This window comes from Streptomyces noursei ATCC 11455 (assembly GCF_001704275.1).
GTDB lineage: Bacteria > Actinomycetota > Actinomycetes > Streptomycetales > Streptomycetaceae > Streptomyces > Streptomyces noursei.
Genome location: NZ_CP011533.1, coordinates 6,079,073 through 6,094,415, shown reverse-complemented (window position 1 = coordinate 6,094,415; position 15,343 = coordinate 6,079,073). Strand labels below are relative to the sequence as shown.

9 protein-coding genes are annotated in these 15,343 nt (G+C 75.0%); 3 read left to right on the top strand and 6 right to left on the bottom strand.

Going from position 1 to position 15,343, the window contains the following annotated elements; translation table 11 throughout:
• Window positions 1–106: 106 nt before the first annotated feature.
• The 3 genes from SNOUR_RS25840 (at window position 107) to SNOUR_RS25830 (ending at window position 7,478) form a co-directional block, all read left to right on the top strand.
• The gene (locus SNOUR_RS25840) at window positions 107–3,526 is read left to right on the top strand and encodes an ABC transporter permease (RefSeq protein ID WP_067351495.1); all 3,420 of its coding nucleotides are present in this window, start codon (window positions 107–109) and stop codon (window positions 3,524–3,526) included.
• Window positions 3,527–3,550: 24 nt separating this feature from the next.
• The gene (locus tag SNOUR_RS25835) at window positions 3,551–6,316 is read left to right on the top strand and encodes an FtsX-like permease family protein (protein WP_067351492.1); all 2,766 of its coding nucleotides are present in this window, start codon (window positions 3,551–3,553) and stop codon (window positions 6,314–6,316) included.
• 100 nt (window positions 6,317–6,416) lie between these two features.
• Complete coding sequence (locus SNOUR_RS25830; RefSeq protein WP_079142883.1) at window positions 6,417–7,478, top strand: ABC transporter ATP-binding protein; 1,062 nt, start codon at window positions 6,417–6,419, stop codon at window positions 7,476–7,478.
• A gap of 40 nt (window positions 7,479–7,518) precedes the next feature.
• Here SNOUR_RS25830 and SNOUR_RS25825 read toward each other — a convergent pair whose 3' ends face one another.
• The 6 genes from SNOUR_RS25825 to SNOUR_RS25800 all read right to left on the bottom strand — a co-directional run bounded on the left by SNOUR_RS25825 (window position 7,519) and on the right by SNOUR_RS25800 (window position 15,328).
• Window positions 7,519–8,394: a DUF8010 domain-containing protein gene (locus SNOUR_RS25825; protein ID WP_067351490.1), complete on the bottom strand. Its 876-nt coding sequence runs from the start codon at window positions 8,392–8,394 to the stop codon at window positions 7,519–7,521.
• A complete protein-coding gene (locus tag SNOUR_RS25820) occupies window positions 8,391–8,825 on the bottom strand; it encodes an acyl-CoA thioesterase (RefSeq protein ID WP_067351487.1) in 435 nt (144 codons plus the stop codon). Before SNOUR_RS25820 ends, SNOUR_RS25825 begins: the two co-directional genes overlap by 4 nt.
• Window positions 8,826–8,830: 5 nt before the next feature.
• Complete coding sequence (gene ettA, locus SNOUR_RS25815) at window positions 8,831–10,495, bottom strand: energy-dependent translational throttle protein EttA (protein ID WP_067351485.1); 1,665 nt, start codon at window positions 10,493–10,495, stop codon at window positions 8,831–8,833.
• A gap of 287 nt (window positions 10,496–10,782) precedes the next feature.
• On the bottom strand, window positions 10,783–12,186 hold the full coding sequence (locus tag SNOUR_RS25810; RefSeq protein ID WP_067351482.1) for a Cys-Gln thioester bond-forming surface protein: 1,404 nt from the start codon (window positions 12,184–12,186) through the stop codon (window positions 10,783–10,785).
• A gap of 232 nt (window positions 12,187–12,418) precedes the next feature.
• On the bottom strand, window positions 12,419–12,964 hold the full coding sequence (locus SNOUR_RS25805; RefSeq protein ID WP_067351477.1) for a single-stranded DNA-binding protein: 546 nt from the start codon (window positions 12,962–12,964) through the stop codon (window positions 12,419–12,421).
• Window positions 12,965–13,477: 513 nt separating this feature from the next.
• On the bottom strand, window positions 13,478–15,328 hold the full coding sequence (locus tag SNOUR_RS25800) for a GTPase (protein ID WP_167739069.1): 1,851 nt from the start codon (window positions 15,326–15,328) through the stop codon (window positions 13,478–13,480).
• Window positions 15,329–15,343: the final 15 nt, after the last annotated feature.

Below are 15,343 nucleotides of genomic sequence, written 5' to 3'. Positions count from 1 at the left end.
AGAACATCCACAACATCCGATCACCCATTCGGATACGTCGCGTTTTCGGGCGTCGAGAGCCGCCGGTGCACCCCTGCCGGGGGCCCGAGCCGCTCCGGGGGGATCCGTGTCCGGCTTCATCGTGCTGCGGGTACGCGCACACCGCGCGCTGCTGGCCGCCGCCCTGCTCTCGGTGCTGCTGACCGCCACCGTGCTGGCCACCCTCTCCGCCTTCTCCGACGCGGTCGGCGACGCCGGGCTGCGAGCGGCCCTGCGGACAACTCCCCGAGCCGCCGACTCCGTTCGAGCAGGGGAGACCCCGAGTGCGCCCGCCGCCGCCCTCCAGGTCAAGGCCCAACTCCCGGCCTCCGGGCGGCAGTCCGCCGACCGGGCGGTCGAACGGGGCGCCCGGCGCGCCTTCGCCGGACTGCCGTTCACCGTCCGCACCCTGGCCCGCTCCGGCCCGTACGCGCTGCCCCGCACCCACCGGCCGACGGGCGCCGCCGAGCGGACCGCGGACGCGACGGACGGCGACGAGCCCGACCTCACCCACCTCGCGCTCCTCGACCGCGACCGGGTCGAGCTCACCGCCGGCCGCTGGCCCGGTGCGGCGGCGCACGGCCGGGTCCCGGTGGCGCTGCCGGAGACCGCCGCCACCGGGCTCGGTCTCCGTCCCGGCCGCCGCCTCACCCTCGACAACCGGTTGTCCGGCCCCACCCACCTCGCCATCGAGGTCACCGGCGTCTACCGCCCCAAGGACCGCACCGACCCGTACTGGAAGCTCGACGAGCTCGGCGGGCGCGGGGTGCGCGCCCTCGGCTTCACCACGTACGGGCCGCTGCTCACCGGGCCGGGGGCGTTCGGGACCGGCGGGCCGCTGACGCAGGACTCGGTGGCCTGGCTGGCCACCGCCGACTTCCGCACCCTGACCGCGGACCGGCTGCCCGCGCTGGCCGCCGCCGCGCGGTCCGCCGTCCGGGCACTGACCGCCGACCCGGCGTTCCACGGCCGGGCCACCGCCGGCACCGAACTCCCGGACGCGCTGGGGACGTTACGGCGGTCACTGCTGGTGAACCGGTCCACCGTGCTGATCGTCGCGCTCCAGCTCCTGCTGCTGGCCGGGTACGCGCTGCTGCTGGTGGGGCAGCTGCTGAGCGCCGAGCGGACCGACGAGCGGATCGTGCTGCGCGCCCGCGGCGCCTCCCGGCGGCGGCTCGCCGGACTGGCCCTGGCCGAGGCGCTGTTGCTGGCGCTGCCGGCCGCGGTCGCCGCCCCGCTGCTGGCCGGCCCGCTGCTGCGACTGCTGGCGGGCGGTGGCGAACTGCCCCTGGAAGCCGCCCGCACCGCCGCCACCTGGCTGACCGGTGCGCTGGTGGCGTTGGGCTGCGCCGTCGCGGTGGCCGCGCCGGCCGTGCTGCGGTCCGGCGCGGACGACCCGGCCGTACAGGGGCGGAGCCGGCCCCGCGCACTCCGGGCCGGCGCCGACCTGGCGCCCCTGGTGGTCGCCGGGGTGGCGTACTGGCAGCTGTGGCGGCGGACCGGCGACGGCGGCGGGGTGCTGACCGAGGACGGCGACGGCACGCTGGGCATCGACCCAGTGCTGGTGGCCGCGCCGGCGCTGGCCCTGCTCGCCGGCACGGTGCTGACGCTGCGCCTGCTGCCGCCGGTCGCCGGGCTCGCCGAACGGGCCGCGGCCCGCGGCCGGGGACTGGCCGCGGCACTGGCCGGCTGGCAGCTCAGCCGCCGCCGGCTGCACGGCACCGGGCCGGTGCTGCTGCTGGTGCTGGCCACCGCGCTGGGCATGCTGGCGATCGGGCAGCGCGCCTCGTGGGACCGCTCGCAGGACGACCAGGCGGACTTCCGGGCGGCCGGCCCGGTGCGCGTACTGGACGGTCGGACACCGCAGTTGGGGCAGGGCGACGGCTATGCGGCCGTCCCCGGGGTGGCCGCGGCGCTGCCCGTCGGGTACTCCGCCCTGGACCTGCCGGACGGCCGTGCCGGTTCGCTGCTGGCCCTGGACACCCGCCGGGCGGTGGGGGCGCTGCGGGTCCGCGGCGACCTGCTGGGCGGCCCCGCCGACGGGCCGGCCGCCCGCCGCGCCTCGGCGGACCTGCTGCGGGCGGCGGCGCCCCCGGCCGGCACCCCGCCGGGCATCGACATCCCCGCGGACACTGCACGGTTGCACCTCACCCTCACCCTGACCTCGCTGCGGACCCTGCCAGCTCCCCCGCACCCCCCGCCCGACGGCAGCGGCCCCCGCCCCGCCGGACCGGACACCGGCCCCGTCCCCGCCACCGTCTCCGTCCTCGTCACCGACGCACACGGCAGCCCGCACACCCTCCCGCTCGGCACCTTCCCGGCCGACGGCCATCCGCACACCGGCACCGCCGACCTCGCCGCGGCGGCCGGCGCCCCGCCGGTCCGGCCGACCGGACCGCTGCGGCTGACCGGCCTCCTCCTCGTCGTGGACCAGCCGCCGGTCCCGCACCGCCAACGGCTCACCGTGGACGCCGCGCGGGCGGTCACCACCGACGGCACCGCGCACCGCCTCACCGCCCCGCGGGGCCTGGCCTGGACGGGCCGGATCACCGACCGGAGCGCCTCCGCCGGCACCCCCGGCGGCCCCCGGGCCGGCCGCGCCGAGGTGCCCGACGGCGGGCTGCTGGCGCAGACCTACGACAGCGGCGCCCGCCAGGACGAGTGGACCGCCGCGGTCACCACGGTGCGGATCACCGCCGCGCACCCCGCGCGCCCGCCGCTGGCGGCCGTCGCCACCGACGCGTTCCTGCGCGCCGGCGGCTCCCGGGTCGGCGCGGTCGTCGACGTCACCGTCAACGGGCAGGCGCTGAAGGCCAGGATCGTCCGGGCCGTGCGCGCGCTGCCGGGTCCGGCGGACGAACCGGTCGGCTCCGGCGGGCTGCTGGTCGACTTCGGCGCGGTCAACGAGGCGCTGTCCGATCTGGGCGCCGGCCCGCTGGACGCCGCCGAGTGGTGGCTGCGCCCCCGGCCCGGCGCCACCGCGACGGTGGTCGCGGCGCTGCGGGCCCGCCCCGACCTCGAACCCGGCCAGGTGCTGGTCCGCGACGAGATCGCCCGGGAGCTGCACGACGACCCGCTGGGCCGCGGCCCGCGGACCGCGCTGGCCGCCGCGGCGGCGGTCGCGGTGGCACTGGCGGCGACCGGTTTCGCGGTCGGCGCGGCCGGCTCGGTCCGCGAACGGGCCCGGGAGTTCGCCGTCCTGCGGGCCCTGGGCGCGCCCCGTCCGCAACTGGCCCGGATGATCGCCGCCGAGCAGGGCGTCCTGATCGTGCTGGCGCTGGCCGTCGGCACGGCCCTGGGGACGGTGCTGACGCGGGCGGTGGTCCCCCTGGTGGTGCTGACCCAGCAGGCGGGCCGCCCGGTGCCGCCGGTGCTGGTGGCGCTGCCGGCCGGCCAGGTCGGCGGGCTGCTCGCGGCGGTGGCGGCGGTCCCGCTGCTGGTCGTCGCGGCCGTCGGGCTGCGCCGCGGCGACCCGGTACGGGCCCTGCGCGGCCAGGGGGAGCGCTGAGATGACCGAGCAGGCGGGGGTGCGATGACGACACCGAAGGCACGCACGACGCCCGGCGGGCTGCCGGCCCGGCTGCGCGCCGCCCTCCCCTCGGCTCCCCGTCCGCTGCGGGCGGGGGAGTCGCCGACGGCCGTGCTGGCGCTGGGCGCGCTGATACTGGTCACCGCGTTCCTCGCGGCGGCCTTCCCGCGCGGCGTGGACGCCTACGAGACCCGGGGCGTCCGGGCGGCACTGGGCGACGTCCGCCCCGACCAGCGGATGGTGGAGATCACCGCGAGCCGCCACGACACCGCCCCCGCCCACTACGCCCCGGACACGCTGACACACCAGGACGCGGCGATCCGGGGCCGGTTGACCGCCGCCGCGCCCTTGCGGCTCTCCCCCGCCGACGCGGTCCGCGGCGTCCGCACCACCACCCCGCTGACCTCCGCCGACCCCGGCCTGCCCCGCCCCGACGGCGTCGATCCCGCCTTCTCCCTGTACGCGGTCGCCGACCTGGCCCGGCACGCCACCGTCACCCGGGGCCGCCTCCCGCGCCCCGCACCGGTCGGCTCGTCCGCCCGGGAAGCGGCGGTCACCGTCGCCACCGCCCGCGCCCTCCACCTGCACCCGGGGGGCCGACTCCGCCTCGGCGGGCTGACGTTGCGGATCTCCGGGCTCCTCGCCCCGCACGCACCCGAGGGGCCGTACTGGGCGCTCGACCCGCTCCTGGCGAACGCCGCCCTGAGCACCGGCGGCACCCCGCCGACGAAGCGGTGGCGCGCCGCGCTGCTGCTCGCCCCGGAGGACGGGCCGGCGCTGCTGTCCACCGCGGGGGAGCCGGAGCGGTTCTGGCGCTACCCGGTGGACACCAGCACGCTGACCGCCGGTCAGGCCCCCCTGCTCCAGGACCGGGTGCGGTCCCTCCAACACGGCCCCGGGCTGGTCCGGCTGCGCGCGGTGGTGGGCTCCGGCGGGCTGGCGGACAGCGCGCTGGACGGCCTGTTGGACGGTTTCGGGCGGTCCCGGGACGCGGTCGCGCCGGTCGTCGCGGTGGCCGCGTGCGGCATCGGCACCGTCGCAGGCGTCGTCGTCCTCATGACCGGCGCCCTGGCGGCCGCCCGCCGCCACCGCGAACTGGCGCTGCTGCGGGCCCGGGGCGCCTCGCTGCCCGGACTGTTCGGCCGGCTGACGGCGGAGACCGCCGCGGTGGCGCTGCCCGGCGCCGCCGTCGGCTGCGCCCTCGCCGTCCTCCTCGTCCCCGGTGAACGCCTCCTGCCGTCCCTGCTCGCCGCGGCCGGCGTGGGACTGCTCGGCACCCTCGCGCTGCCCCTGCGGGCCGCCGCCGCACACCGCACGACCCGCCCCGCGGTCCGCGCGGACCTGGTCGGCGGCCGGCCCTCCCGACGCCGCACGATCGCCGAACTCACCGTGCTGGCCCTGTCGGTGGCCGCCGTCCTGGCCCTGCGCCGCCGCGGCACCGGCTCCGGCGGCGTGGACGCCCTGGTCAGCGCGGCCCCCGTGCTGGTCGCGGTGATCGCGGCGCTGCTGCTGATGCGGCTGTACCCGCTGCCGCTGCGGCTGGCGGCCCGGCCCGCCGCCCGCGCCCGGGGACTGTCCGGCTTCCTGGCCCTGGCCCGGGCCGGCCGCGCCCCCGCCGCCGGACTGCCGCTGCTCGCCCTCCTCGTGGCGCTGACCACCGCGTCGTTCGGCGGTTCGGTGCTCGCCGGGGTCGCCGACGCCCGCGACCGCGCGGCGCTGACCGCGGTCGGCGCGGACGCCCGCCTCACCGCCGCCGCGCCGCTCCCCGCGCGCCTGTTGTCGTCCCTGGCCACCGTCCCTGGCGTCCGGGACGCCGTCCCGCTGCGCCTGAGCACCCAACCCGCCGACGACAACGGCCCGCCCCTCTACCTCGTCATCGCCGACGCCGACGCCTACGCCCGGCTCGCCCGCGCCACCGGCCTGGGCGCCTTCGACGCCACCGCGCTGGCCGACCCCGGCGGCGACGAGCCCCTCCCGGCCCTCGTCTCCCCCGGCGTCCGCACCCGTTTCGGCAACGCCCCGATGGTGCTGCAACCGGAGTTCGGCCAACTCGTCGTCCGCCCGGCCGTGGTACGCCGGGACACGCCCGCCCAGCCCGGCGGCGACTTCGTCGTGGTCGACGCCCGCAGCGTGGCCCGGCTCCACCCCGACACCTACGCCGACCCCGCCACCGCCCCCTCCCTCGTCCTCCTCGCCGGCCACTCCCTCGATGTCACCGCCCTCCGCGCCACCCTCCGGGCCCACACCCCCGCCTCCCTCCCCACCCGCCTCACCCTGCGCACCACCACCCGTGCGCTGCTCGCCGACTCCCCCCTCCAGCAAGGCGCGGAACGCCTCTACACCGCGAGCGTCGCCGCCGGCGCCGGCTTCGCGCTGCTGGCGCTGTTCCTGTCCCTCCTCCAGACCGCCCCGGAACGCGCCCGCCTGCTCACCGGCCTCCGCGCCCTCGGCCTCCCCCCGTCCCAGGGCCGCCGGCTGCTCGTCCTCGAAGCCCTCCCCCAGGCCCTGCTCGCCGCCCTCGGCGGCACCCTCACCGGCGCCGCAACCCTCCGCCTGCTCGGCCCCGGCACCGACCTCACCCCGCTCGCCCTCCCCCTCGCCTCAGGTCCCACCCCCACCACTCCCGTCCACCTCCAGCCCGACCCGGCCTCCCTCCTGCTCCCCTCGGCCGCCCTCCTCGTCCTGGCCCTCGCCACGTCCCTCCTCCAGGCCCACGCCGGCCGACGCCGCACCACGACGGCCGAGTCGAGGACGGGAGAGGCGGGGTGAGGCGGAGTGCGGCGGCACCGGGCGGGACGGCGCGGGACGGACCAGCCGCCACGAGGACACGCCCCCGCACGCCCTCACCCACGCCCCGGAGACCCGCCCCATGACACCCCGCCCCGACGCCACACCACCGCCGACGCCCGCACGCCCCTCACCCTCACCCCCGGCCGCTCCGCCCTCCCTCACCGACCTGGAGCGCCGCGCCGCCACCCGCCACGCCCGTCCCGCCTACGGGCACGACGCGCTGATCGCCTGCGACCGCCTGGTGCGTGTCTTCACCACCGACGGCGTAGAGGTCCAGGCCCTCCAGGGGCTCGATCTCCTGGTCTCCGAGGGTGAGTTGATGGCGTTGGTGGGCGCTTCCGGAAGCGGCAAGTCCACTCTGATGAACATCCTGGCCGGGCTCGACGTCCCGACCGCCGGCGCGGCCCGCGTCGCCGGCCGCGACCTGCTCGCGATGGACGCCCGTACCCGCCTGGACTACCGCCGCAACGTCGTCGGCTTCGTCTGGCAGCAGACCGCCCGCAATCTGCTCCCCTACCTCACGGCCCTGCAGAACATCGCCCTGCCGATGCAGCTGCGCGGCGGGCGCCGCCGGTCCGAACGCACCCGGGCGGCCGAGGAGTTGCTGTCGCTCCTCTCCCTCGCCCACTGCCGCGACCGGCGCCCGCACCAGCTCTCCGGCGGCGAGGCCCAACGCACCGCGATCGCCGTCGCGTTGGCCAATACCCCGGCCGTCCTGCTCGCCGACGAGCCGACCGGTGAACTGGACTCGCACACCGCGGAGCAGGTCTTCGCCGCGTTCCGCACCGCCAACGAGGAGCTGGGCACCACGATCGTGATCGTCACCCACGACCAGAAGGTGGCCGACGAGGTCCGCCGCACGGTGGCCATCCGCGACGGACGCACCTCCACCGAGGTCCTGCGCCGCACGGAAATCGATGCCGCGACCGGCCGGGAATCCGTCGTGGCCCGCGAATACGCCACCCTCGACCGCGCCGGCCGCCTCCAGCTCCCCGCCGACTACACCGCCCCGTTGGGCATGCGGGACCGCGTCCTGCTCCAACGGGAACCCGACCACATCGCCGTCTGGCCCGACGCCCCCGCCGACACCCCAGCCGAACCCCCCGACGAGGACACCGCCGAGAACCCCGCCGAGGCATAGCGGGCACGGGTCGCAGCGGCCCGCGCCGGCCCGGTCGCGATCAGACCGGCGTGACCGTCAGCCCCGACAGCCCGGTCGCCCCCGCCGGCCCGGCCACCCGTACGGCGATCGACCCGTACGGCGTGCTCAGCCGCAGCCAGCCGCCGGCGGCCAGCAGCGCCAGGGCCGGACCCGGCGCCTCCGCACCGGCCACCCCGGCCGTCCCGGCCGTCCCGGGAGCCGCGCCGACACCGGCCCCGGCACCCGCGCCGGAACCCACCCCCGCACTCGCGGAGGCCGCCATCGCCCCGGCCCGCGCCCCGCGCAGGAACCCGAGCGCCTGCGCGGCATGCACCGCCCGCAACGGCAGCTCCGTGTCGCCCAGCGTCCGCGACCAGATCTCCCGGCCGATCCGGTCCCGCTCGGGCCGGGTGCGCCGCTGCGGCGGCAACTCCTCGTCCCGGGCGCGGAATTCGGCGACCGCGGCGGACACCGCACGCGTCAACGCCTCCGGGGAGGGCAGCCCGGGGACCCGCGTCCAGCCGCCCCGCGGCGGCAGCACCCCGGCCCATGGCGGGCCGGTGACCGCGGCGGGCACGGTGACGCTGCCCGCCGCCTCGTGAACGCCTTCGAGGAGTTCCCCGGCGGAGACGGTCACGTCTAGGCCGGAACCGCCCGTGCGACCCCGCCCCGACGCCCCGGCACCGGACTCGCCGCCGGCGTCGGCGTCGGCGACTTCGGCGACCACGGCATCGGCCGCCAACCGCGCCGTCCGGATCGCCAGCACCTCGAAGGACGGCGGGCGGCCGAAGACGGCCAGCACCCCGCCGCCCGCCTGGAGCCGCACCGCGGCCCCGCGGTCGTAGTGGATCAGCCGGGCGAGGAAGGCGGCGAGATCCGCTGCCTCCCCGGCGTCGGCCAGCCGCAGCACCGTCATGCGCCGACGGCCCCTTCCTGATGCGCGGCGTCGTCCAGGTACTCCTTGAGGATCGCCTTCTCCTCCGCCGTGAGGCGGCGCGGCCGCCCCGCGGCGAAGTCGAACGGCACGACCACGGTCGAGGCCCGCAGGTAGACCGTGTCCTCGTCCTTGACCTCGTACCCCACCGTCATCGACGCGGCACTGATCTTCCGCACCCACAGCTCGACGGTCACCGGCTCGGGCCGGTGCACCAGCTGCCGCAGGTAGTCGATCTCGTGCCGGGCGACGACCGAGCCGCCCTTGAACGACGGACTGCCGCCCCCCGGCGCCAGCCGGCGCATGAAGTCGATCCGCGCCTCTTCGAGGTAGCGGACGAACACCGCGTTGTTGACATGGCCGAACGCGTCCATGTCCGACCAGCGCAGGGGGCAGGAGTAGAGGTGTCGCACGACGGTCAGCCCCGGGTCAGCTTCTTGTACGTCGCACGGTGCGGACGCGCCGCGTCGGCGCCGAGGCGCTCGATCTTGTTCTTCTCGTACGACTCGAAGTTGCCCTCGAACCAGAACCACTTGGAGTTGCCCTCGTACGCCAGGATGTGCGTGGCGACGCGGTCCAGGAACCAGCGGTCGTGGGAGACGACCACGGCGCAGCCGGGGAACTCCAGCAGCGCGTTCTCCAGGGAGGACAGCGTCTCGACGTCGAGGTCGTTGGTCGGCTCGTCGAGGAGCAGCAGGTTGCCGCCCTGCTTGAGGGTGAGCGCCAGGTTGAGGCGGTTGCGCTCACCACCGGAGAGCACCCCGGCCGGCTTCTGCTGGTCCGGGCCCTTGAAGCCGAACGCGGAGACGTAGGCCCGCGAGGGCATCTCGACGTGACCGACGTTGATGTAGTCGAGCTCGTCGGAGACCACGGCCCACAGGGTCTTCTTGGGGTCGATGTTCTCGCGGCTCTGGTCGACGTAGGAGATCTTGACGGTCTCGCCGACCTTGATGTCGCCGGAGTCCGGGGTCTCCAGGCCCTGGATCATCTTGAACAGTGTGGTCTTGCCGGCGCCGTTCGGGCCGATGATGCCGACGATGCCGTTGCGCGGCAGGGTGAAGCTGAGGTCGTCGATGAGGACCTTCTCGCCGAACGCCTTGTTGAGGTTGTCGACCTCGACGACGACGTTGCCCAGACGCGGGCCCGGCGGGATCTGGATCTCCTCGAAGTCCAGCTTCCGCATCCGGTCGGCCTCGGCCGCCATCTCCTCGTAACGCGCCAGACGGGCCTTGGACTTGGCCTGCCGCCCCTTGGCGTTGGAGCGGACCCACTCCAGCTCTTCCTTCAGGCGCTTGGCGCGCTTGGCGTCCTTCTGGCCCTCGACCTTCAGACGGGTCTGCTTGGTCTCCAGGTACTTGGAGTAGTTGCCCTCGTAGCCGTGGAGGCGGCCGCGGTCGACCTCGCAGATCCAGCCGGCGACGTTGTCGAGGAAGTACCGGTCGTGGGTGACGGCGACGACGGTGCCGGGGTACTTCGCCAGGTGCTGCTCCAGCCACTGCACCGACTCGGCGTCGAGGTGGTTGGTGGGCTCGTCGAGGAGCAGCAGGTCGGGGGCTTCCAGCAGCAGCTTGCACAGCGCGACGCGGCGGCGCTCACCACCGGAGAGGTTGGTGACCGGCCAGTCGCCGGGGGGGCAGCCGAGGGCGTCCATGGCCTGCTCGAGCTGGGTGTCGAGGTCCCAGGCGTTCGCGTGGTCCAGGTCCTCCTGGAGCTTGCCCATCTCCTCCATCAGCGCGTCGGAGTAGTCGGTCGCCATCAGCTCGGCGACCTCGTTGAAGCGCTTGAGCTTGTCCATGACCTCGCGGGCGCCGTCCTGGACGTTCTCCAGGACCGTCTTGGACTCGTCCAGCGGCGGCTCCTGGAGGAGCATGCCGACCGTGTAGCCCGGCGAGAGGAAGGCGTCACCGTTCGACGGCTGCTCAAGACCGGCCATGATCTTCAGCACCGTGGACTTACCGGCGCCGTTGGGACCCACGACACCGATCTTCGCGCCCGGCAGGAAGCTCAGCGTCACGTCATCGAGGATGACCTTGTCGCCGTGCGCCTTACGCGCCTTGCGCATCGTGTAGATGTACTCAGCCAAGAGAAACCGTCCGGCAGTTTGGATCTATCAGGTGGTCTGGGTGGCTCCGCCGCCTGGGCCATGGTGCGGCGCGGCCGCTGGAGGGCAGATACACCCCATCTTGCCGTACGTCCATCCCCGGACGGAAACGGGTTCCGAAGAACGGACGGCGAAGGCCCCGGAGCGAGGTGTCCGCTCCGGGGCCTTCGGCTTGCGCGTCCGGTGACCATCCGCTCACGGTGCGCCGACGGCCCGCTCACCGGTGGTCATGAGGACTGTGCTGCGAGTGTGACGGCTGGCCGTCCCGCTTACGCGGCCTGTCCGGTCTTCTTCTTGCGCAGGAAGAACACCGCCGCGCCGCCGATCACGACGAGGCCGAGCGCGACGCCCGCGATCACCGGGGTGGCGCTGCTGGAACCGGTCTCGGCGAGGTCGGTGCCGTGCCCGCCGGTGGTGCTACCGCCGGTGGTGCCACCGGTCGAGGGCGAGCTGGGGTGCGGCGAGGGCTGGCCGCCGTTGCCCGCGGTCTTGCAGTCCAGGACGCCGGAGAAGGTCTTCTTGAAGCCGCCCGCACCGGTGATCGTGATCTGGTACGGGTGGTCCTCGGCGACCGGAACGGTCACGGTCTTGGACGCGCCCGGCGCGACCTCGTAGTCCTTGCCGGAGAGCTGGAAGCGGAACGCCTCATCGCCCTTGTTGCTCGCGGTGACGTCCACGCCGCCCTTGGAGCAGTTCTTCTCCGCGGTGATCGCCGGGATCGCGCCCTGCTTCTTCCAGGAGACGGTGGCGGCCGCGGAGACCGTGGACTCGCTGGAGCCGGCCAGGATCTGGGTCTGGCTCTTGGCGTGCTCACCGATGCCGGTGAAGGCCCGACCGACCGGGACCTTGGTCGCGGCCTGCGCGGTCAGCGAGGTGTTGCCGTCCGCGGCCCCCTTGGGGACGTCGAAGAACAGCTGGGTGCCGTCGGCGGCGCTGGTGACCGGCTTGCCGTCCTTGCCCACGATCTTCACGCCGGCCGGCACGTCCGCCGCCGGGGCGATGGTGACGCTGTCGGCGTTGGTGTGCACGGTGACCGGGCCGATCTTGCTGCCGGACTTGCCGGAGACCGCGGGCGGGTCCAGGGTCAGCGACGCCTTGGGCTCCGCGACGCTCTGCGCGCTCTTCTCCAGGTAGTCGGCGAGCTTCTCGGCGGCCGGGTCGACCGCGTCCACCTTGGCGTGGTCGGAGAAGCGCCAGATCGCGACCTGGGTACCGGCCGCGGCGGTCTTCTCGGACAGCTGCCCGGCACCGGCCTTGGCGGAGAGCGCGGCCAGGTCGTTCACCTGCGGGTAGGAGCTCTGCAGGATCCAGCGGATCTTGCCGGCGTCCGGGTTGTCGTGCAGCGACGAGGCGCTCCAGGGCACTTCCTGGTAGCGGGCCTGCTGCTGCGTCGGGTTGTGGATGTCGATGCAGTACGTCTGCAGCGTGCCACCGTTGTCCACCGACATCTCGAAGAGGCCGGCGCCGACGCGCTGGTCCCCTCCGTTGCCGTGCACCACGGCCTGGTCGAAGGTCTTCAGACCGCCGAGGGTGGCGGTAGCGCCCCCGTGCGACGCGGCCGGGTCATCCGCCACGGCGGTGCCCGCGGTGGCTATCGTGCCCGCCGCGATCAGGCCCGAGGCCACGACCGCGGCGGCAAGGCGGGCTGCGCCCCGCCCCTTCATCGAAAGCATGATTTCCCCTCTGGGCGAAGCGGTCGGCTGGAGAGGTCGCCTCGCCGGAAAGATCCCAAGAACTCAACGGCCGAACTGGTCAGCCTGGTCAGCCCCCGTGAGTACTCGTCGGATCCTATGGAGCGGACGCATCAGGGTCCCCGGTAATGGCGTTCCACAAGCGATCCGAATCGCAATCGTTACCGAATACGCTCACCTCCAGCTAACATTATCGACAAATCGCTGGCCGTTTTCAGGGCACAGATGCCTTCTGGGGCGAATTGCCGTCCGGACTCGTCCGCCCCACCGGAACGACCGTCCGCCGTTCCGCCACCGCCCCCATTACCACAGTCGTACCCGATTCAACTTCCCCCAACGTCCCCCCTTCCGCGTCCGGTTGAGTCCCCTCTCCCGCTTTCCTCGGCGCCCTTGCCGTCCGACGGAATGCGGACGTCCCGCGGGCGAGATCGTGCCCGATCGCAAGGGCGTCGACCTCCGCCGCGAACCACCGCTGACCGCCCTTCTCCGGTGGCTGCTCCCCTTCTCGCAGCCGCAATCTCCCCTGAACGACGAGGGGTTCGCCGACCGCCACCGAAGCGGCGACATTGTCCGCGAGCGCCCGCCACGACCGAACGGTGTAGAAACTCGTCTCCCCGTCGGTCCAACACTCCCGGGCCTTGTCCCACCGCCGCGAGGTCGCCGCCATCCGGAACCGCGCCACCGACACCCCCGCCGCGGTCTCCCGGTGCTCCACCGCCGTGGCCACGTTCCCCACCAGCGTCACCATCGTGTCGCTCATGAATGCCTCCCCCGTCCCCTTCTTTATGACGTCACTTCAGTACGCCGCTTCAGTACGTCGCGTCAGCACGTCGCTTCACTAAGTAACTCCGGAACGCCGCTTCGACCCGTCACTTCAACACGTCGCTTCAACACGTCGCTTCGGCCTGTCACTTCGGCCCATCCTGTTTGCCGCGTCTTGTTTGCCGCGTCTTGCTCGGTGCGTCTTGCTCGGTGCGTCTTGCTCGGTGCGCGCCCCTCGGCAGGTGTTCCTCTTCCTCGCCTTCCTCGCCTTCCTTGTGTTCCTCGTCTTCCTTGTGTTCCTTACGTATTGCCGTCGGCCCGTGACGCTTTGCGGCATCGAGCCGCGGCCGTTCCGCGCCGCGCTTCGCTGAACCCATGCTGCACGGACGCGGCGCCGGCCGCCGGAGGCTGTGGACGGCCGGCCGCCTGTGGACAACTCCGTCACCCGCGAGGGGCCGGGCGGCGCCCCGTCCGCCGCCCGGCCCCGCTCCTCACCTCACCCGCCGGGCCGTCAGACGCCCGAAGCCACCGCGTAGCGCTCGCGCACCTCGCGGTACCGCAGCAGTTCGGCGGCGACCGGCTCCAGCACCCGCGCCCGCCCGCACCCGGCCGCGGCCCCGCGCAGCCGGCGCTCGGCCTCCTGCCCGTACCGCCGGGCCGGACCGCGGGCCACCATCCCGCTCAGCCAGGTCAGCGCCGGGCCGCCCACCGACCCCACGACCGCGGGCAGCAGCCCGGACAGCCACTCCGTCGGGTCCACCACGCCCGTCACGGCGCCCACCAGCCACAACACGCCGACCACCTGCAACACGAACAGCAATCCCTGCAGCGCGGCCGCCACCGTCCACCACCGCGGCTTGGCGTCCGGCCCGAGCCGCAACGTCTCCTCGGCCTCGGCGGCCACCGCGTCCAGCGCCTCCGGCAGCCCCTCGGCGCCCCGCACCGCCGCCTCCCGCACCGCCTGCGCCCATGGCGTCGGCAGCCCCTGTGCGGCCTCGCCCGCCACGGTCCGGACCGCCTGCTCCACCACCGGCCGCGCCGCCGCCCGCCCGTCCTCGCCCCGCACGGAGCCCACGGACACGGAGCGCGCGGGCACCGGGCCGACGGACGGCCCCCCGGAACCGGAACCTCCGGAACCGGTACCGCCGGAAGCAGCACGTCCGGTTCCCGTGCGCGGCGCGCCGATCCGGACCTCGCCCGTGCCGTGGCCGCTCCCGTCCGCCATCCGCGCCGCGCCGCGCCGCCGCGCCCTTCGGTCCTTCCGCCGACACCGCAGCCGCGACCATGGGGAACCGCACGCCCGCTCCGCATGCCGCAGCCAATCGCGTTCCGCCGCCCGTCCGGTGGCCACCGCCCCCACCGCCTCGGCGAGCCGGTCGTCGAACTCCTCCCGGGCCCGTTCGGTCAGCCCCACCCGGCTGTCCGCGACGTACGCCGAGCGCAGGCGGTCCGCCGCGGTGTCCACGTCCGCCGTCAACCTGCGGTCCGCCGCACCCCGTTCCGCGACGAACTGCCCCAGCGCCTCCCGCAGTTCCGCCACGCCCTCGCCGGTCGCCGCGGAGAGCGCCATGACCGCCGCGCCCGGTTCCCCGTGCTCGCCCAGCGCCAGCCCGTCCTCGTCCAGCAGCCGACGCAGGTCGTCCACCACCTGGTCGGCGGCGTCGCCGGGCAGCCGGTCCACCTGGTTGAGCACCACGAACGTGACCTCGGCATAGCCCGCCAACGGCCTCAGATACCGCTCGTGGAGCACCGCGTCCGCGTATTTCTCCGGGTCCACCACCCAGATGACCGCGTCCACCAACCCCAGTAGCCGGTCGACCTGTTCGCGGTTCCTGGTGGCCGCGGAGTCGTGGTCGGGGAGGTCGAGCAGGACCAGCCCGGCCAGTTCGGGGCTGCCCTGTGCGGGGGTGTGCCGACGGTGCACCGGCACCCCGAGGCGGCGCAGCAGCCCCTCCGCGCCCGGTCGGCCGCCCGACCAGACGCAGGCCACCGGCTCACCGGTCGTCGGTCGGCGCGCCCCGACCTCCGAACGCGACGCCCCCGCCAGGGCGTTGAACAGCGAGGACTTCCCGCTCCCGGTCGCGCCCGCGAGGGCGACGACGGTGTGCTCACCGGACAGCCGGTACCGCTCGTCGGCGGACTCCAGCACTCGTCCCGCCTCGTCCAGCGCCATCTCGTCCAACCGGCTGCGGGACAGCGCGATCAGCTCCCGCAGTGCCTCCAACCGGGGCCGCAGCCCCTCCTCGGCGGCCCGCCGCGCCCCACCGGGCACCCACTTGTACCCGGGCCCGCAGTCCGCGAGCCCGTCTTCAAGGCCCGCGTCGCCACCGCCCCCGGTGCCGTGTCCGACCCCGCCGTCCATCCTTTCCCCGTCGAC